Source organism: Clostridium sp. CAG:265 (assembly GCF_000436575.1).
In the GTDB taxonomy this organism is placed as follows: Bacteria; Bacillota; Clostridia; order Clostridiales; family Clostridiaceae; genus Clostridium; species Clostridium lentum.
This window is the reverse complement of sequence record NZ_FR886641.1, coordinates 1-19,281: the sequence shown is the minus strand read 5'-3', so window position 1 is coordinate 19,281 and position 19,281 is coordinate 1. Positions and strand designations below refer to the sequence as shown.

Annotated in this window: 18 protein-coding genes; 5 read left to right on the top strand and 13 right to left on the bottom strand. The window is 28.9% G+C overall.

The genetic code is table 11. The annotated features are described in order from the left end of the window. Positions 1-5: 5 nt before the first annotated feature. From Q5O29_RS10245 to wecB, 4 genes are all read right to left on the bottom strand, one after another. Entirely contained in the window at positions 6-1,151 is a 1,146-nt protein-coding gene (locus Q5O29_RS10245; protein WP_022212849.1) for a glycosyltransferase, read from the bottom strand. A gap of 21 nt (positions 1,152-1,172) precedes the next feature. Continuing rightward, positions 1,173-2,609 (bottom strand): flippase, encoded by a 1,437-nt coding sequence (locus Q5O29_RS10240; protein ID WP_022212848.1) that lies wholly within the window; start codon positions 2,607-2,609, stop codon positions 1,173-1,175. Between the two features lie 209 nt (positions 2,610-2,818). Next, a complete protein-coding gene (gene galE, locus Q5O29_RS10235) occupies positions 2,819-3,832 on the bottom strand; it encodes a UDP-glucose 4-epimerase GalE (RefSeq protein ID WP_022212847.1) in 1,014 nt (337 codons plus the stop codon). A 164-nt stretch (positions 3,833-3,996) separates the two neighbouring features. Further along, complete coding sequence (gene wecB / locus Q5O29_RS10230) at positions 3,997-5,115, bottom strand: non-hydrolyzing UDP-N-acetylglucosamine 2-epimerase (protein WP_022212846.1); 1,119 nt, start codon at positions 5,113-5,115, stop codon at positions 3,997-3,999. A gap of 231 nt (positions 5,116-5,346) precedes the next feature. Here wecB and Q5O29_RS10225 point away from each other — a divergent pair, with 231 nt between their 5' ends. Beyond that, positions 5,347-6,579, top strand: coding sequence for a 3D domain-containing protein (locus Q5O29_RS10225; protein ID WP_022212845.1), 1,233 nt, complete (start codon positions 5,347-5,349; stop codon positions 6,577-6,579). An 82-nt stretch (positions 6,580-6,661) separates the two neighbouring features. Here Q5O29_RS10225 and galU (Q5O29_RS10220) read toward each other — a convergent pair whose 3' ends face one another. Next, complete coding sequence (gene galU / locus Q5O29_RS10220) at positions 6,662-7,534, bottom strand: UTP--glucose-1-phosphate uridylyltransferase GalU (RefSeq protein WP_022212844.1); 873 nt, start codon at positions 7,532-7,534, stop codon at positions 6,662-6,664. A 177-nt stretch (positions 7,535-7,711) separates the two neighbouring features. Here galU (Q5O29_RS10220) and Q5O29_RS10215 point away from each other — a divergent pair, with 177 nt between their 5' ends. Both Q5O29_RS10215 and Q5O29_RS10210 read left to right on the top strand, forming a co-directional pair. After that, a complete protein-coding gene (locus Q5O29_RS10215) occupies positions 7,712-8,719 on the top strand; it encodes an LCP family protein (protein ID WP_022212843.1) in 1,008 nt (335 codons plus the stop codon). A gap of 78 nt (positions 8,720-8,797) precedes the next feature. Continuing rightward, positions 8,798-9,733 carry an LCP family protein gene (locus Q5O29_RS10210; protein WP_022212842.1) on the top strand — a complete coding sequence of 312 codons (936 nt, stop codon included), beginning with the start codon at positions 8,798-8,800 and terminating at the stop codon, positions 9,731-9,733. 92 nt (positions 9,734-9,825) lie between these two features. On the opposite strand, the gene galU (Q5O29_RS10205) is transcribed toward Q5O29_RS10210, so the two are convergent. The 8 genes from galU (Q5O29_RS10205) to Q5O29_RS10170 form a co-directional block, all read right to left on the bottom strand. Further along, entirely contained in the window at positions 9,826-10,695 is an 870-nt protein-coding gene (galU, locus tag Q5O29_RS10205) for a UTP--glucose-1-phosphate uridylyltransferase GalU (protein WP_022212841.1), read from the bottom strand. Positions 10,696-10,791: 96 nt separating this feature from the next. Beyond that, positions 10,792-12,228, bottom strand: a complete 1,437-nt coding sequence (locus Q5O29_RS10200) for a flippase (protein WP_022212840.1) — start codon at positions 12,226-12,228, stop codon at positions 10,792-10,794. A 5-nt stretch (positions 12,229-12,233) separates the two neighbouring features. Next, complete coding sequence (gene glf, locus Q5O29_RS10195; RefSeq protein WP_022212839.1) at positions 12,234-13,343, bottom strand: UDP-galactopyranose mutase; 1,110 nt, start codon at positions 13,341-13,343, stop codon at positions 12,234-12,236. A gap of 14 nt (positions 13,344-13,357) precedes the next feature. Then, the gene (gene rfbB, locus Q5O29_RS10190; RefSeq protein WP_022212838.1) at positions 13,358-14,410 is read right to left on the bottom strand and encodes a dTDP-glucose 4,6-dehydratase; all 1,053 of its coding nucleotides are present in this window, start codon (positions 14,408-14,410) and stop codon (positions 13,358-13,360) included. Positions 14,411-14,462: 52 nt separating this feature from the next. Next, positions 14,463-15,356, bottom strand: a complete 894-nt coding sequence (gene rfbD, locus Q5O29_RS10185) for a dTDP-4-dehydrorhamnose reductase (RefSeq protein ID WP_022212837.1) — start codon at positions 15,354-15,356, stop codon at positions 14,463-14,465. A 24-nt stretch (positions 15,357-15,380) separates the two neighbouring features. Next, positions 15,381-15,959 carry a dTDP-4-dehydrorhamnose 3,5-epimerase gene (gene rfbC / locus Q5O29_RS10180; RefSeq protein WP_022212836.1) on the bottom strand — a complete coding sequence of 193 codons (579 nt, stop codon included), beginning with the start codon at positions 15,957-15,959 and terminating at the stop codon, positions 15,381-15,383. A gap of 32 nt (positions 15,960-15,991) precedes the next feature. After that, the gene (rfbA, locus tag Q5O29_RS10175) at positions 15,992-16,873 is read right to left on the bottom strand and encodes a glucose-1-phosphate thymidylyltransferase RfbA (RefSeq protein ID WP_022212835.1); all 882 of its coding nucleotides are present in this window, start codon (positions 16,871-16,873) and stop codon (positions 15,992-15,994) included. 1 nt (position 16,874) lies between these two features. Next, a complete protein-coding gene (locus tag Q5O29_RS10170) occupies positions 16,875-17,660 on the bottom strand; it encodes a DUF4422 domain-containing protein (RefSeq protein ID WP_022212834.1) in 786 nt (261 codons plus the stop codon). A 162-nt stretch (positions 17,661-17,822) separates the two neighbouring features. Here Q5O29_RS10170 and Q5O29_RS10165 point away from each other — a divergent pair, with 162 nt between their 5' ends. Both Q5O29_RS10165 and Q5O29_RS10160 read left to right on the top strand, forming a co-directional pair. Further along, positions 17,823-18,194: a transposase gene (locus Q5O29_RS10165; protein ID WP_022212833.1), complete on the top strand. Its 372-nt coding sequence runs from the start codon at positions 17,823-17,825 to the stop codon at positions 18,192-18,194. Then, positions 18,184-19,242, top strand: coding sequence for a transposase (locus Q5O29_RS10160; RefSeq protein WP_308779189.1), 1,059 nt, complete (start codon positions 18,184-18,186; stop codon positions 19,240-19,242). The genes Q5O29_RS10165 and Q5O29_RS10160 overlap by 11 nt, the downstream gene beginning before the upstream one ends. The last annotated feature ends 39 nt before the right edge of the window (positions 19,243-19,281 follow it).

The following is a 19,281-nucleotide window of genomic DNA, read 5'->3' as shown; positions in this document are numbered from 1 at the left end:
TCCTCCTATTTCAAGCTCTTTAATATTTCAACACATTCTTTACCAGTATTTTGCCAACTTAAAGTATTTAGATATTCCTTTGAAACTTTATTTATTTCTTTTAATAAATTTGGATTATTAATTGCATTTTTAAACATTTCATAAAACTCATTATAATCAAATGATGTAACTAAAGCTGAACCTTTAGGGAAGAAATAATTAAAGGTTCCCTCCTTAAATTCAAATATAGGTAATCCTGTAGCTAACATTTCATATGGTACTAAAGATATATTTGTTAACGATCCAACCATCCCAAAATCTGAATTATTATATAACTCTAACAATTCCTCTTTAGTAAGCTTTCCTATATTTTTTCCTCCATCACATTTAAAATCAGTAGATTCACCATAATATTTAACATTTAAAGTTATACCATCTTTAAATAAGTCACCCTGCAACTTTTTAACCATATGTTGACATATATATGGTGCTCTTTTTCCAGTATCTTTAACATAAACAGCCATATTGAATTCTTTTTTATTAGGATACTCATCAAAATTTCTACCTTTATCATAATATTCTTTTCCCTCATAAGGGAAAGTAATTACATCTATTGGTGAAATTATTGAGCATTCTCTTTCTACCATATGCTTATTCCAAGCTCCTAAGCTTATCATATGGAATCCTAATTCATAAGTCTTTTGTGCAATTATAAAAGCTTCACCAAACATATAAAAATATGGCTCATAATCTTGTACAAAATACATTTTATATCCATCAATTTTTTTTGCATGATAAACGGTATCCCATTGAGTTGCAATTACTACATCAGTTTCAATATCTTCAATTAATCCATTAATAAAAGTCCCCTTATATCCTGATAATGTAGCTTTTGCATTATTTTTCATTTCTTCAAGACTTTCATTATCATAAATTGAAAAATATCTTACATCATAACCATTTTTACTTAATTCAGTACCTAATCTTAAAATTGATGTATGACCTCCACTATATAATGGCATTCCAGGAATAATAAAAGTTATCTTTTCTACTTTTTCTGGAACATTATTCTCAATAGGAGTAAAATCTACAACTTTCAAAATATTATCTATAAACTTTTTATAATTTCTTTGTTTTCTTAAATAGTTAACTTTTTTTAAAACTTTAATCATTTTTTACCTTCTTTATATAAATTATCTTTTACGAATTCTATCTATAACATTTTCAATTGCTTCAAATAAAAATTTATCTCTTAGTATGATTAATGATATAAAATAAACTAGAGATCCTATCGCTATTTGAAGTACAAGGAATAAAATACTAATTGGTGTTACATTTCCAATCAATCTTACAATTGCTAACATCAATATCCCACTTACCCAATACTTATATGTTTCTTTTATCCAAGTAAAATCAAACACCACTCTGGCAAACCAAAACTGGATTAATGCAATTGATAATTCAGCTGACACTGTAGCTATTACTGCTCCCATAGCTGCAAATCGTGGTATTAATAATAAGTTAAAGCAAAAATTAACTAATGCTCCTATACAAACAGATGCTGTATACTCTTTATTCTTTCCTATAGCTAGTAAATACTGTGTACCAAAAACATTACCAAGACCTATTATTATTACCAATACCGGTGAAATCTTAGTTAATGGAATTACACTTAAAAACTCATTACCAAAAAGTATTGGTACAAATTTATCACTTATCCCTATTAAACCAAAAGTTATCGGTATAGATAAAAAACTAATTACAACAAATGCTTTTCTTAAACTCTTTTTAACTTCATTTAAATCATCTTTACTAAATAGATTAGCAATTCTAGGGAGCATTACAATACCTAAAGAAGTAACAACAGATAATAATATTCTTACTATCTTTTGTGATTGATCATAATATCCTGCTTCTACTGCCCCCTTAAATAAATCTATCATTGTTTTATCTAAAACTGTATAAACTTGCGTAGCTATTTGCGGTACAAATAATGCTAGTATAGGCATAATGTGCATTGCTATTTTTAATTTACCAATTTCTTTAACTTTAAGCATATCCTTACCAACATAAAACCACATAATTAATTGACCTACAAACATTGTTCCTGCGTTAATTAAAATATACTTCCATAAATCATCTCTTGTTTTTACAAAAATAAATATTAATATTACAGAAATTATTTTGGCAAAAAAACTTCTTAATGATGCATTTTTAAAATTTTCAATACCCAGGAAATACCAAGATATATCAACAGCAGCTGCTAATATATAAAATCCTTGTAGCATATAGAAAACTCCATATTTGTGACTTTGCCCTAGTGTTAAAGCAAATACCATGTAAGCCAAAATACACCCAGTAAATTGAATAGAAAATATCTCCCAAAAAGTTTTCTTTAACTTATCTTTCTTCTCTCTTATAGTTGCTATCTTTTTAGTTGCATATATACTTATTCCTAAACTACCAAGCAAAATAAAATACTGTGTATTTGCATATGTAACAGTATTTATACCTATTCCATCTGCAGACAAAACTCTTGATACATAAGGTATTGTTAGTACAGGCAATAAAACTGAAGTCATTTGATATAATAAATTATACAAATAATTCTTCTTAACGCTCATGGTCATAATACTTGCACCTCTTATTCTTTATAATTATTTATTTTTCTATATTGATTGTCTTAAATAATTATTTATTAACTCTCTAAATTTGTCAATAATATAACCAATTTGTTAATAAAAGTTTTAATTAGATATTTAAAAAACAAAAAAGCCTACTTATTTCAGCAATATTTATACTAAAATAAGCAGACTTTAACTAAAAAAATACTATTTGTTTATTCTTCATATCCCTTTGGATTATTGCTTTGCCATCTCCAAGAGTCTTCACACATTTCATCAATTCCTCTTTCAGCCTTCCAACCTAATTCTTCATTAGCTTTTGTTGGATCTGCATAACAAGTAGCAATATCTCCTGGTCTTCTATCTACTATTTCATAAGGAATTTCTTTTCCACATGCTTTACTGAATGCATTAACTACATCTAGCACTGAATACCCTTTTCCTGTACCTAAATTATATGTTACAAGTCCTGGATTAGTTTCAAGTTTCTTTAATGCTTTAACATGTCCATCAGCTAAGTCAACAACATGAATATAATCTCTTACTCCAGTACCATCATGAGTTGGATAATCATTGCCAAATACTCTTAACTTTTCTAATTGACCTACAGCAACCTTTGTGATGTATGGCATTAAATTATTTGGAATTCCATTTGGATCTTCTCCAATAGTTCCACTCTTATGAGCTCCTACTGGATTGAAGTATCTAAGTAATGCAACATTTAAAGTCTTGTCTGCATGGCAGATATCTCTAAGCATATTTTCAATCATAAGTTTAGTTTGACCATATGGATTTGTTGCTGAAAGTGGTGAATCTTCAGTTATTGGCACTACTTTAGCATCTCCATACACTGTTGCTGAAGAACTAAATACAAAATTTTTACAGTTATATTTTCTCATTACCTTTAACATAACAAGTGCACTTGTTAAATTGTTATAGTAATATTCTAATGGCTTTTCTACTGATTCACCTACTGCCTTTAAAGCTGCAAAGTGAATTACAGAATCTATATTATTTTCTTTGAATATCTTTTCTGTTTCATCTTCTAAAGTTAAATCAACATTATAAAACTTAGTAGTCTTACCTGTTATCTTTTCTATTCTCTCTTTAACTATTTCTTTACTGTTACAAAGGTTATCTGCAATAATAACATCATAACCTCCATTTAAAAGCTCTACTGCTGTATGACTTCCTATATATCCCATACCACCTGATATTAAAACGGCCATTTATATACCTCCCTATTTTAAACATTAAATTGTTTACATTTTCATTATATACCTAACATACTACATAAATCAAACTTTATTAATCAATTTAATAAAGTTTTTTTATCATATTAAAATAAATATAACTAAGAAAGTCACTAAGGACTTTCTTTCTAAATTATCAATTATTCAAAGTGTTTCACTATTAATTCTACTATTCTTTCACAAGCTTTTCCATCACCATATGGATTTATTGCATGTGCCATTTTATGATATTCTAAATTATCAATTACTAACTCATTAGTGATTTCAAATATTTTATTTCTTTCAATACCTGCTAGTTTAACTGTTCCAGCCTTTACAGCTTCTGGTCTTTCTGTTTCAGTCCTTAAAACAACTACAGGTTTTCCCAGTGCAGGTGCTTCCTCCTGAATGCCACCTGAATCAGTCATTATCAGATAACATTTATTCATTAAATTTGCAAAGTCCACATATTCCAATGGTTCAATTAAAGCTACTTTATCTTCAATTCCTTTAAAACTTTCTCTTGCTAAATCCCTTATTAAAGGATTTTTATGCATTGGGAATATTATTTGCACATCCTTATTTTGCTCTGCCACTTCTCTCACAGCTGCAAAAATATTTTTCATTGGTTCTCCCCAATTTTCTCTTCTATGAGCAGTCAGCAATATAACCTTATTGTTCTTAAAATCTATTTTATTTAATTCTTCATTTTCAAATTTATGTTCTTTATTTATTACACTTAATAATGCATCAATAACAGTATTTCCTGTTCTAAATACATTCTCAACTATTCCTTCCTTAGCTAAGTTAACTTCATTACTTTCTGTAGGTGCAAAATGAAGAGTAGCTATGGCCCCTGTTAATTTTCTATTTGCTTCCTCTGGAAATGGTGAATACATATCTCCTGTTCTAAGTCCAGCTTCTACATGCCCAACTGGAACTTTATTATAAAAAGCTGCTAAAGCACCATTTAATGTAGTTGATGTATCTCCATGAACAAGGACAATATCAGGTCTAAACTCCTTAAGTACCTTATCAACTCCTGTTAATACTTTATTACATATATCTATTATTGTTTGCCCATGTGCCATTATATTTAAATCAAAATCTGGTTTAACATCAAATATATCTAAAACAGAATCTAGCATTTCTCTATGTTGTGCTGTAACACAAATTTTTGCATCAATTCGTTCGTCTTTTTCCAACAATTTAACCAAAGGACACATCTTTATCGCTTCTGGCCTTGTTCCAAATACCGACAAAACTTTAATCTTTTCCATTCTATACACCCCTTTAGGTAATCCTTTTACATTTTTATTATTATATAGGTTTTTTGCAAAGTCAACATCTTGTGGTATAATAGCAACATATTATAATTTCACTGCCTCTTAAGTGGTAAAATATTACTAACTTATGACTTTGAATTATTTATATATCCAACAAGGATACATCTAACTTATATATCATTTATCTTGGTAATAAGTTAGAAATAAAAATAGGAGGTGATTTTCTTGAATAGAAAATCAACAGTACTATCAGTATTACTTGCTACAACTATTTGCTTCACTAACATAATTGGATCATTTTCAGTTTATGCTGATGATTTAGATAATGAAAGACAAGCTATCTCAGAAAGCAAAGCCCAATATGACTTACTAGATGAACAAATATTGTCCCTTAATTCTGAAATTGCAAATATAAATATAGAAATAGACAATATCAATACTAAGCTAAAAGATAACGAAACACAAATTGCAAATACAGAAGCAGAAATTAAAAGTACAAAAGCTTTATTGGAACAAACAGAAATAGAAATATCAGAAAAAGAATCTATTTTAAGCAAAAGACTTAGAAATATCCAAAAAAGTAATCTAATGTCCAATATGCTGGCATACTTGCTTGCTTCTGAAAGCCTAACTGATATTTTTGACAGATTTGATGCTGTAAGCAAGATAGTATATCTAGACAAAGAATTAATTAGTGAAGTAAAAGAAAAAAAAGAAACTTTAACAGTTACAATGGATGAGCTTAGCAGTAAAGAAGCTTCTTTACAAGCTCTAAAAGAAGAAACTGAAAGTTCTTTAAAAGAATTAAAAAGCAAGAAATCTGAACAAGAAACAAAAATGGCACAACTTAATGAAGAGCAATCTAAAGTTTCATCTGTAATAGAAGCAAATGAGCAAAAACTTATTGCGTATTCTGTATCTATTATAGAAAACTCTAATACTATATCTGAATTACAAGAATCAATTTCAACTTTAACTTATTTAATACCTACTTTAAATAGCTCTACAGTTATTGAAGCTGCTAATAATAGTATTTCCCAAGGTAATCTTAAAGTTGAAAAAATTAATGCTGAAGAAAAGGCCAAAGCAGAAGCTGCCATTCCATCAAGAGGTGAATCAATGACTGTCACATTTACACCTGGGGCAAGCTCAGGTTCTACAGCCTTATCAACATTAACTATGCAATCAACAGCTTATACTGGTGGTACATTAACAGCTACTGGTACTAAACCGGTTTATAATCCTGGTGGTATAAGTACCATTGCTGTAGACCCTAGCGTTATTCCTTTAGGATCTAAAGTTTACGTTTCAGGATATGGAATAGCCATTGCTGCTGATACAGGGGGAGCTATAAACGGAAATATTATTGACCTTTACTTTAACTCAGAAGCAGATTGCATTGCTTGGGGAAGAAGAAATGTTACAGTTGAAATACTAGCTTTACCTGGTCAATGGTAATTCTAAAACTCAAAATAACAATTAATAAGAAATAAAGTAAAATGGCATTGGATTACAGTCCAATGCCATTTTATCTTAACTATTATTTCTTTAATGTATTTAAATATTCTATGAATCCATCTCTAAGGTCTTCTCTTCTTAATGCATACTCTACAGTTGCTTTTAAAAATCCAAGCTTATCTCCCACATCATATCTTGTTCCTTCAAAGTCATATGCATACATAGCTTCTTCATCAATAAGCTTTAATAATGCATCTGTTAATTGTATTTCTCCACCTTTTCCTGGCTTTGTTTCTTCAAGAATTTTAAAGATTTGTGGTGTAATTATATATCTTCCTAAGATAGCTACATTACTTGGTGCTTCTTCCACTGGTGGCTTTTCAACAAGACCTTTTACTTTATAAACTCTATCTTCAATATGAATTCCATTTACTATTCCATATTTATTAACATCTTTTGCTTCTACAGTTTGAACACCTAAAACAGAAGTTTTATACTCATCATAACAATCAATAAGTTGCTTTAAACAAGGTCTTCCTTCATTATATACTATATCATCGCCTAAAAGAACTGCAAATGGTTCATTACCTACAAAAGTCTTTGCACAACTAATAGCGTGTCCAAGCCCCCTTGGTTCCTTTTGTCTAATAAAGTGAATATCTACCATATCAGAGATTTCTCTTACCATTTTTAACATTTGTTCTTTACCACTTTTTTCAAGTTCTAACTCAAGCTCTACAGATTTATCAAAGTGATCTTCAATACATTTCTTACTTCTTCCTGTAATAATAAGTATCTCTTCTATTCCTGAAGCTACTGCTTCTTCTATAATATATTGGATTGTTGGTTTATCTACTATTGGCAGCATTTCTTTAGGCTGTGCCTTTGTTGCTGGTAAAAATCTTGTCCCTAAACCTGCCGCTGGAATTATCGCTTTTCTAATTTTCTTACTCATAATTATTCCCCTTCTAAAAATATCACTTATAAATTATACCGTATTTAATATTAAATACGCAATTATATTCTTCATAATAATGTTTATTATGATATAATAAATATTATTATACATTATTATATTTAGTAAACATTTTGTTATACTAAATGATATAAGAATATAGTAAGGAGTTTTAAAATGAATAAAGATAAAAAAACAAAAAAACTTCCTAAATGGACAAAGATAGTATTATGTATATTTTCAGCAATTATTCTAACTATAGCCGCCTTATATACTTATAGCTATTATACTGTTAATAATATAGTTAATAAGTCTGAAAAAATTGATCTTAAAGAAGATGAGTTAGGTGTAGTTGATGAAGAAGAACTAAAACAATATGATGATTATACAGAAATAATTAATATTGCTCTTTTAGGAATAGATAGTACTGATAGTACATCAGGAAGATCTGATTCAATTATGGTAGCTACTTTAGATCCAATCCATAATAAACTTAAACTTACATCTTTTATGAGAGATTCATATGTAAATATTTCTAACTATGGATATGATAAATTAAATCATGCTTACGCTTATGGCGGAGCTAACTTAGCAATTAACACTTTAAATACAAACTTTGGTTTAAATATAACTGATTTTGTTGCAGTAGATTTCGCTTCTCTTCCTAAAATTATAGATAGCCTTGGCGGAATAACTATTGATATAACAGAAGAAGAATTAAATTATATAAATGGATATATAAACAATATAAATTCTGTTAGTGGTACTAACTCTCCTATTATAACAACGCCTGGAGCTCATCATGTTGATGGCGCTCAAGCACTTGCATATTCAAGAATAAGATATACATCCGGAGGAGACTTTAAAAGAACTGAAAGACAAAGAACAGTATTAACTGCTTTATTTAATAAAGCTTTAAATGTACCTGCTACTCAATATCTAGATGTTATTTCAACTTTAGCTCAATATGCAACTACTAATTTAAATACTAATGAAATATTAAAACTTGCAACAAAAATAGGATCTATGGGCTTAAATGGAGTAACTATTGAACAAGAACGTTTCCCTATTGATGGCTATTATGAAGGCACTATGATTGATGGAATATATTATTTGACTTTTGATGCTACTGCTACAAGAACTCAAGTTATGAATTATATATTTAATGATCAGTTACCTCAATAAAAATAAAATGATGTGTCAAAGTACTCTTTGATTCATCATTTTTTATTTAAACACTATAACGAAAGAGGTTCATACATTATGAAAAAATTAAAGAAAATCTTATTACTCTCATCTATTGCAATTATTTTAATAACTTTATCAATATTTGCTTTTATAAAAACACTTAGTTCTAAAGTTGAACGTATTGATATTGATAGAACTTCCATTACTGAAGTTTCTAAAGGAACTGTTCCTGAAAATAGCGATGAAGTTATTACAATGGCTTTACTAGGTGCTGATTATAGTAATAATAATGGTGCAGCTGATGTAACTATGCTTTTATCCATTAATAAAAAAACAAATGAAATTAATTTATGTTCTTTGATGAGAGATATGTATCTTGATCTTCCTGATGGTGGAATGTCAAATTTAAACTATACATTAAATGATGGTGGTGCAGAACTCTTACTTAAAACTATAAATTATAATTTTGGCTTGGCTATAGATAAATTTGCACAAGTTAATCTCCACACTCTTCCTATAATAATAGACAAGCTAGGTGGTTTAGAACTTAATATTTATAGTGATGAATTAAACTATATAAATAATTATATTGATAATATAGATTCAGAAAATAATACATCTACAGAACATATAACTACCACTGGAACTCAACTTTTAAATGGTACCCAAGTTGCAGCATACTGTAGAATAAGATATACATCTGGTGGTGATTATAAAAGAACTGAACGTCATAGAACTGTTATAAATGCACTATTTAATAAATTTAAAAATATATCATTAACTGAAGGATTATCTTTAAGTAATGAAATTTTAGGACTTGTTTCAACAAACCTTACTGACAGTGAAATCATTTCCATAGGAGCAACTCTTTTATCTATGAACTCTGCCTCTATTAATCAAGGAAGATTTCCTGAAGATGGCGATCACTATACTGAATGGACAGACATGTATCATATGATAATAGATACAGAAACTACAAGAGAAAAACTTCAGTCTTTCCTTTATGAATAACTATTTTAAGATTTAAAGGACTGTTGAAAGAATTGTGTAATATCACTTCTTTAAACAGTCCCCATAGTATAGCTAATCTTAAAGTATTTTATTTATATTATAGTTCTTAAATATTCTATAAATCCATCTCTTAATTCTTCTTTTCTTAAAGCATATTCTACTGTGGCTTTTAAGAATCCAAGTTTATCTCCAACATCATATCTTGTTCCTTCAAAATCATATGCATACATAGCCTCTTCTTCCATAAGAGTTAATAATGCATCTGTTAATTGAATTTCCCCACCTTTTCCTGGTTTTGTATTTTCCAACACCTTAAATATTTGTGGAGTTATTATATATCTTCCTAATATGGCTACATTTGTTGGTGCTTCTTCCACAGCAGGCTTTTCCACTAAGCCCTTTACTTTATATACTCTATCTTCAATATGTAATCCATCAACTATTCCATATTTATTAACATCTTTTTCTGGTACTGTTTGCACACCTAAAACTGATGTCTTATATTCATCATAACAATCAATAAGTTGCTTTAAGCAAGGTTTTTCTTCGTTATATACAATATCATCTCCAAGAAGTACTGCAAATGGCTCATCTCCTACGAAAGTCTTAGCACATTGAATAGCGTGTCCAAGCCCCTTTGGTTCCTTTTGTCTTATAAAGTGAATATCCACCATATCTGATATATCTCTAACCATTTTAAGCATTTCTTGCTTTCCGCTCTTTTCAAGTTCAAGCTCTAATTCAACAGATTTATCAAAGTGATCTTCAATACATTTTTTACTTCTTCCTGTTATTATAAGTATTTCTTCTATTCCTGAAGCTATTGCTTCTTCTATTATATATTGAATAGTTGGTTTATCAACTATTGGTAACATTTCCTTTGGCTGTGCTTTTGTAGCAGGTAAAAATCTTGTTCCTAATCCTGCTGCTGGTATTATTGCTTTTCTTATTTTCTTTGTCATAATTCTTCCTCTTTTAAAATAGAATTGTATTTATTATATATATTCCTATTGCAGATTAACTTTTTCAATTTGTCTTATTAAATGTAATGTTTCTTTTTACTCTTTTATTATATTTTTTATATACGTTACAATACTTTGTTTCTTTAATATTCTATAACACATCTCAGTAATTATAAAATATGTTAATGCACCTATAACTCCCTGTACTATATTAGTTAAAATTCCTGGCCCCATAGCATTACCTATAATTCTAACAACTATATACATACTCACCGCTGATGGTATAAATAATAATATAGGTTTTATAAATTCTTTTGGCTTTATAAAATCTTTTATTAAATAAATTTGCACTATAGTTACTGTAAATTCAGCAATTATTGTTGATATACAAGATCCCATTGCACCAAATCTTTTAATAATGACTAAATTTAATATAAAATTCATTACCGCACCAGAAGTCACTGATATAGTAAATTCTTTTGTTTTATTTAATGGAACTAATAATTGCATTCCTAATACATTGCTCCAACTTATAGCTAATATTATTAATGAGCTTATTATTATTAGATTTTCAATTCCTGAAAATTTATCTGTAAAAAACCAAGGTGATAATTCTTTAGCTACTCCCATTAATCCAAACATCAACGGAATAGATAGTGCACTTACAAAGAAAAAAGAATTTTCAACATAATATCTAACCTTTTTCATATCTCCACTAGCAACTGTATTAGCTATTTTAGGCATCATTACAGTTCCAATAGCAGTTGCTATAGTTAGTACTACCTTTACTATTTTTTGAGAATTTTCATAATATCCAACCTGTATAGTATCCGTTATCATCCCTAACATTGTTCTATCTAATAAAACATAAATTTGTATTGCTATTTGTGGTACAAATAAAGCTAATGATGATTTTAGGTGTAAACTTAATCCACTAATTTTTATTTTTTTAAATCCTATTGTTTTAGGTATGTAGAACCAAAATGTCAAATTACCTATTAAAGCTGATAGTGCAATAATAGCAGTATATATTATTGTATCATCTGATGATTTTACGAATGCAAAAATACTTGCTAAAGATGCTAATTTTACAATTGTATTTCTAACTACAGTTTTCTTAAACTGCTCTAACCCCATGAATAACCATGAAATATCTGCTATTGTAGCTAATATATTAATTCCTTGAACAATACATAACCATTTATAACTTCCATTATTAAATACTAATACAAATATTAAGTAAACTATAAGAGAGCTTATTGTAGTTATTAATTGTAATGTATAAATAGAATAAAATGTATTTTTTAATTTTTCTTTATTATCTCTAACATATGCTATTTGTCTATTACCATACAAACTTATCCCAATCATTCCAAATATAACAAAATATTGTACATTTGCATAAGTAAAGGCATAGTCTCCTATGCCTTCTGCCCCTAATATATTTGAAACATACGGAACTGTTATTAAAGGTAATATTATAACTAATAGCTGATAAGATACGTTATAAAGAAAATTCTTTACAACTTGCATATTAATTAAACCCCCTTAAATTCTTTTTTTACAGCATTTAACGCTTGTTCAATAACATGATGCATATCATAATACTTATATTGAGCTAGTCTTCCACCAAATATAACATTAGTTTCTTGATCTGCTAATTCTTTGTACTTAGTATACATATTGTTATTTTTTTCGTTATTTATTGGATAATATGGTTCATCACCTTTATTCCATTTAGCTGGATACTCTTTTGTAATAACAGTCTTAGGTTGAGTTCCATATTCAAAATGCTTATGTTCAATAATTCTAGTATATGGAATATCATATTCTGTATAATTAACAACTGCATTTCCTTGATGATTTTCTTCATCTAGTATTTCATGTTCAAATCTTAAGCTTCTATATTCTAAGGTGCCAAACTCATAATTATAAAATTCATCAATCATACCTGTAAATACTATTTTATCAGCAATTTCTTTAAATAATTCTCTGTTTTCAAAAAAGTCATTTTTTAATCTTACTTCAATTCCTTCCAACATTTTTTCAATTATCTTAGTATATCCACCTATTGGTATACCTTGATATGTATCATTAAAATAATTATTATCATAAGTAAATCTTACTGGTAATCTATTTATTATAAATCCAGGTAACTCAGTAGCTCTTGTTCCCCATTGCTTTTCTGTGTATCCCTTTATTAATTTTTCATAAATATCCTTGCCAATAAGCTTTATAGCTTGCTCCTCTAAATTTTTAGGCTCTGTTATATTAGTTTCTTCCAACTGTTCTTGAATCTTAAGTTTAGCTTCAGCTGGAGTTTTTACTCCCCAAAGTTTATTGAATGTATTCATATTAAATGGAAGATTATATAATTCATCTTTGTATATAGCTACTGGTGAATTAGTATATCTATTAAACTCAGCAAATTGATTTATATAGTTCCAAACCCCTTTATTACTTGTATGGAATATATGAGCTCCATATTCATGAACATTTATGCCTTCAATTTCTTTACAATAAATATTTCCACCTATATGATCTCTTTTATCTATAACCAAACATTTTTTTCCTCTCTTATTTGCCTCATATGCAAATATTGATCCGAATAATCCTGCTCCAACTATTAAATAGTCATATTTACTCATCTCAAATCTTTCTCCTAATTATACATTTTATTATAATAATTTTGATATTCACCTGAAGTAACGTTCTTCATCCATTCTTGGTTATCTAAGTACCATTGAATAGTTTTCTTAATTCCAACTTCAAATGTAGTTTCTGGATACCATCCTAGTTCTTCTTTAATCTTAGTTGGGTCGATTCCATATCTTCTATCATGACCTTTTCTATCTTCAACATACTTAATTAAGTTTTCAGTAACTTCCTTATCAACATTTTCATTTAAGTAAGATATTACTGTTTTAACTATAGTGATGTTTGTTCTTTCATTGTGTCCACCAACATTATAAACTTCACCATTTCTACCATTATTTATAACCATATCGATAGCTTTAGCATGGTCCTCAACAAATAACCAGTCTCTTATGTTTAATCCATCACCGTAAACTGGTAAATCTTTATGAGCTAAACAGTTGTTTATTAATAATGGTATTAACTTTTCTGGGAATTGGAATGGTCCATAGTTATTTGAACATCTTGTTATGTTCATTGGCATCTTATATGTGTCATGGTATGCCTTAACCATTAAATCTGATCCAGCCTTACTTGCTGAATATGGACTGTGAGGATCAAGTGGTGTAGTTTCCATGAAGTATCCTGTTTCTCCTAATGAACCATAAACCTCATCTGTTGAAACGTGTAAGAATTTAACTCCTTCTTTCCATGTTCCATCTTGGTTTTCCCATGCATTTTTAGCACAGTTTAAAAGATTTACTGTTCCCATAATATTTGTCTTAGCAAATACTTCAGGTTCTCTTATACTTCTATCAACGTGAGATTCTGCTGCAAAATGAGCAACATAGTCTATTTCATATTTTTCAAATAAAGAAGTAACTACTTCATTATCACATATATCTCCATGTACAAATATGTGTCTTGGATCATCTTGGATTGACTTTAAGTTTTCTAAGTTTCCCGCATAAGTTAACTTATCTAAGTTAATTATTCTAATATCTTCATATTTCTTTAACATGTATAATACAAAATTTGAGCCTATAAATCCTGCTCCACCAGTTACTAAATAAGTTTTCATAAATAAATTCTCCTTGTATATCCAAATTTTAAGTTTATCAATAATTTAATAATTATTTTTCAACGTTATCCATGAAAGTTTTTAAAGCATCTTTCCAATGTCTCATTTCATCACCAACAGTGCATCTAAGCATCATATTATCAAGTGATGAATATGCTGGTCTATCAGCTGAATTAGGATACATACTCTTATATTCTGCTGAAGTACATGGATTAACTTTGCAATTTCTTCCTGAAAGCTTCATTATTTCTGATGCAAAGTCATACCAACTACATTCACCTTTTCCAGTACAGTGGTATATTCCATATTCCTCTGTTTCTATAAGTTTTAATATGTGATATGCTAAATCATTTGCATGAGTAGGATTTCCAAGTTGATCATTTACAACACTTAGAGTATCTCTATCTTTTCCTAACTTCATCATTGTATAAACAAAATTATGTCCTACATATCCGTAAAGCCAAGCTGTTCTAACTATATAATACTTTGATGAGAATTCTCTTACGAATTCCTCACCTAAAAGCTTAGTTTTTCCGTAAGAACTTACTGGAGCAACTATGTCTGATTCATTTAATGGCGTGTCTCCAACACCCCTAAATACATAGTCTGTTGAAACTTGAACTATTTTAGCTCCTATTTCTTCACAAACCCTAGCTAAGTTTCTAGGGCCTAAAGCATTTATTTTAAAAGCTAAATCCTTATTTGCTTCACATCCATCAACATTTGTTGCTGCTGCACAATTTATAACTACATCTGGTTTTACTTCTCTTAAAACAACTTTAACTTGTTCTAAATTAGTTATATCTAATTTATCTACATCTACAGCAAAAACTTCTGCAGTTTTAATTTGCTCTGAAACTTCTCCTATCTCAGCAGTGCCTGTAGTTATTATTCTTTGAAATTCATTCCCTAATTGCCCATTTGAACCCGTTATTAATATTTTCACGCGATAACCTCCACTACTTTTTACTTACTTATTATAAACAAATGGTAAGTCTAGCTCTTTGAATGTTTTTTGTTTTTTATCTTTTTCTGAAAGTAAAACTTCTTCAATTCCATCTAATGGCCATTCTATAGCAATATCTTCATCATTCCATAAAACTCCGCCATCATGCTCTGGTGAATAGAAATCTGTACATTTATAGTTAAATGTTGCAGTTTCAGATAAAACTACAAATCCATGTGCAAAACCTTCTGGCACATAGAATTGCCTCTTATTTTCAGCACTTAAATATACACCTTCCCATTGTCCGTATGTAGGTGAACCTTTTCTTAAGTCAACAGCAACATCCCATACTTCACCTTCTGTACATCTTACAAGCTTCCCTTGTGTATGTTGTGTTTGGAAGTGTAATCCTCTTAAAACACCTTTTTTAGATCTTGATTCATTATCCTGAACAAAAGTCATAGTTAAACCTGCTTTATCAAAATGCTCTTTATTATAACTTTCCATAAAGTATCCTCTAGCATCTCCAAATACCTTTGGTTCAACTATATATAAATCAGGTATTTTTGTTTCTATAAATTTAAAATTTCCTACTTCAACCATATCCTAACCCCCGTAGTAACAACTTCTTTTATTTATGCTTTACTTTCAACTTCCTCCACTATATCAACTAAATATTTACCATATTCAGTTTTCATAAGAGGCTTAGCCAATTCTTTTACTTGTTCTGTACTTATCCATCCTTGCCTATAGGCTATTTCTTCAAGACAAGCTACAAATGTTCCTTGTGTAGTTTGCACTGCTTCAACAAAGTTAGATGCCTTTAACATTGATACATGAGTTCCTGTGTCAAGCCAAGCCATACCTCTACCTAATAAATTAACTTTTAAAGTTCCTTCTTCCATATACATCTTATTTAAGTCTGTTATTTCAAGTTCACCTCTTGGCGAAGGCTTTGATTCCTTTGCTTTTTTTACTACTGAATTATCATAGAAATATAATCCTGGCACTGCATATTTTGATTTTGGCTTCTCTGGTTTTTCTTCTAATGAAGTCACCTTACCACTTTCATCAAATCCAACTACTCCAAAAGCCTTTGGATCTTGAACATAGTATCCAAATACCATTGCTCCATTTTCTAATTGTGCTGCTTCTTTTAAGTGATCACTAAAGCTTTGACCATAGAATATATTATCTCCTAATATCATTGCTACATTATCATCGCCAATGAATTCTTCACCAATTATGAATGCTTCTGCTAATCCATTAGGTTGCTCCTGAATTGCATATTCAATGTTTAGACCATATTCTGAACCATCTTTAAATAATTCTTTAAAGTTAACTATATCCCTTGGTGTTGATATTATTAAAATATCTCTTATACCTGCTAACATTAATACTGACATTGGATAGTAAATCATTGGTTTATCATATATTGGTACCATTTGCTTTGACATTGCTTTTGTTACTGGATACAGTCTTGTTCCTGATCCACCTGCTAAAATAATTCCCTTCATCCTAATTAATCCCTCTTTTCTTTTTTAATTCTATTAATATACGTTTAATATCTTCTTTTAACATCTTTTTTTGTGAAAATGGCTTTTCAGTTTGATATACCTGTAACCATTTAATTCTTAATGATTTATGTCTAACCCATACGTTTAGCAATCTTTCACTTAAAAATCCAAATACTCTTGCCTCAAGTGGTGTATAAGAAGATATATCTATCCTTTTTTCTAATTCAAACAGTATATCAAATAACCATTTACAATACTCATCAAAGAGACTTTTAGTAGTTACAAGCATATTTAAGTATGAAGCAATATTTCCATTCATTACATAATCATATTCTTCAACATATTCAGGATATAGCTCATATATTACATTTCTTAATTCATCTAAATCTTTACTTTTTCCATCTGTGCTTAAGTACCATTCTTTTACACTTTTGTTTTCTGAAACCCAAGGTGTAGGCAAAATAATATCATACTTTTTCAATATCTTTTTAGCTTTATCTGAAGTTAAATATCCACTTTCATTTTTTACAAAACGATTTTTTATAAAAAATCTACGGTAATGGCATATTCCAACATAATCTGAATTGTGATAATTCCTCCATATCCAATACATTGCCGTTAATTCACAATAATTTTTGTTTTTAAATGAAATATTATCATCATTATTATCATAATATGCTTCTTTTAAATTTAGATTATTATTTCCAACAATAATCGGATGATAGTTTTCTATATTAGGTTGATTAAAACTTTTATGCGTCACTATAAAAAACGTACAATCTTTCATAATACCCTCCTTATGTATAAAACAATTAGTCTATTGCATAACCCCCAAAACCTTGTTTTGGTGTGGTTTTACAAACTCATTTTTTCAAGTTTTCCCCCACCAATAATTAAATTTGTTTATTTAGGATATACTAAATAAAACGAATGATTAGGAGGGACTCCCTTGAAAACAAATTTAAATCAATTATCTTTTACTAACATATATTCAAATGTTGATGAATACTTTCAGCAAGATAAACCTAAGTTAATTAAATTATTTGAACAACATATTGATTTACAAAATTTAATACCACAAAGCTTTTATAACCATTATCATTCTGATACTGGCCATCCTAGAATTTATAAATTATCTTCTATGATTTCAGCTTTAATTCTTAAATCAATGCTATCAATTGCTGATACTTCACTTTTTATAAACATTCTTAATCTTAGTTCAGAACTTCGTGATATTTGCGGTTTCACTACGCTTCCTAATGCTTCACAATTTTCTAGATTCAAAATCAAATTTGAAAAAGATTTAAAAAATTTTTTTTGATTATTTAGTTGAAATTACAGATCCCATTTGCGATGAAATAAATTCATACTTAAATGATATTTTAATTGTTGATACTACTGGCATAGAAGCCTATGTCAATGAAAATAATCCTAAAAAATTTGATACACTATTTCGTCAATGTAAAGCATTGAGCAAAAATAATCTAACATTTAATGCTCATTCATTTGCTTGTAGTAAAATGCCTAAAGTTTCATATGCAAACCCTGATATTAAACTTTCATATATGAATGGTCATTATTGTTATGTTTTAAAAACTTCAATAGTTACAAATGGTCTAGGTATAATCAGAGATATAGATTTCCTAAATGATAAATCAACTAATATCACCGAAGCAGCTACCGCTAGCGAAGCTAAAGATACATATGATGCAAAATCTCTAATTCCAACATTAAATAAATTTTTCTCCAAACATGATTTTGAATATAAATACTTTCTTGGAGATGCTGGTTTTGATGCTGTTGATAATTATAAATACCTTTATAAAGATAAGAATATAATACCCATAATCCCGCTACGCAGGGCGCCATCATCTCCTATGCCTGGATTTAATGAAAATGGTGTACCAACTTGCCCAAATGATAATAAGCTACTTATGAAATTTGATGGAATAAGACGTGAAAAAGGACGTTCAGATAGAATTAAATGGATTTGTCCCAAATCTAAAAAAACTAGAATCAATGGGAAAACTCAATATATCTTAACTTGTGAAAATCCTTGCACAACATCTAAGTGTGGCAAGATTTATCAAGTTCCCATTGATAATAATATAAGAATACATACTGTTATTCCAATAAATTCAAGCAAATGGAATAATATTTATAAAACAAGAACCATCATTGAAAGAACAAATTTCATGATGAAATATCCACTTGCTTTACAGTACACAAAACTTAACAACACAGAATCACTTAAATCTGAAGTGATTTTATCAGCTATAACACAACTAATCGTTGTGTTAATAGCTAACAATATGAATAATACCCAAAATATATTATCAATAAAAAAGTTATATCTTAAAATTCGGTAATTATTTGGTCTTATGTCAATATTTTGGACACAAAAAGTC

Excerpts from the sequence above, each read along its gene's own strand:
- Q5O29_RS10240 (WP_022212848.1), bottom strand. The coding sequence starts at position 2,609 with ATGACCATGAGCGTTAAGAAGAATTATTTGTATAATTTATTATATCAA.
- galU (WP_022212844.1), bottom strand. The coding sequence starts at position 7,534 with ATGAGTAAGAAAATTAGAAAAGCGATAATTCCAGCGGCAGGTTTAGGG.
- Q5O29_RS10210 (WP_022212842.1), top strand. The coding sequence starts at position 8,798 with ATGAAAAAATTAAAGAAAATCTTATTACTCTCATCTATTGCAATTATT.
- rfbB (WP_022212838.1), bottom strand. The coding sequence starts at position 14,410 with ATGAAAACTTATTTAGTAACTGGTGGAGCAGGATTTATAGGCTCAAAT.
- galU (WP_022212841.1), bottom strand. The coding sequence starts at position 10,695 with ATGACAAAGAAAATAAGAAAAGCAATAATACCAGCAGCAGGATTAGGA.
- wecB (WP_022212846.1), bottom strand. The coding sequence starts at position 5,115 with ATGGAAAAGATTAAAGTTTTGTCGGTATTTGGAACAAGGCCAGAAGCG.
- galE (WP_022212847.1), bottom strand. The coding sequence starts at position 3,832 with ATGGCCGTTTTAATATCAGGTGGTATGGGATATATAGGAAGTCATACA.
- rfbA (WP_022212835.1), bottom strand. The coding sequence starts at position 16,873 with ATGAAGGGAATTATTTTAGCAGGTGGATCAGGAACAAGACTGTATCCA.
- Q5O29_RS10200 (WP_022212840.1), bottom strand. The coding sequence starts at position 12,228 with ATGCAAGTTGTAAAGAATTTTCTTTATAACGTATCTTATCAGCTATTA.
- Q5O29_RS10245 (WP_022212849.1), bottom strand. The coding sequence starts at position 1,151 with ATGATTAAAGTTTTAAAAAAAGTTAACTATTTAAGAAAACAAAGAAAT.
- glf (WP_022212839.1), bottom strand. The coding sequence starts at position 13,343 with ATGAGTAAATATGACTATTTAATAGTTGGAGCAGGATTATTCGGATCA.
- Q5O29_RS10215 (WP_022212843.1), top strand. The coding sequence starts at position 7,712 with ATGAATAAAGATAAAAAAACAAAAAAACTTCCTAAATGGACAAAGATA.
- Q5O29_RS10170 (WP_022212834.1), bottom strand. The coding sequence starts at position 17,660 with ATGAAAGATTGTACGTTTTTTATAGTGACGCATAAAAGTTTTAATCAA.
- rfbC (WP_022212836.1), bottom strand. The coding sequence starts at position 15,959 with ATGGTTGAAGTAGGAAATTTTAAATTTATAGAAACAAAAATACCTGAT.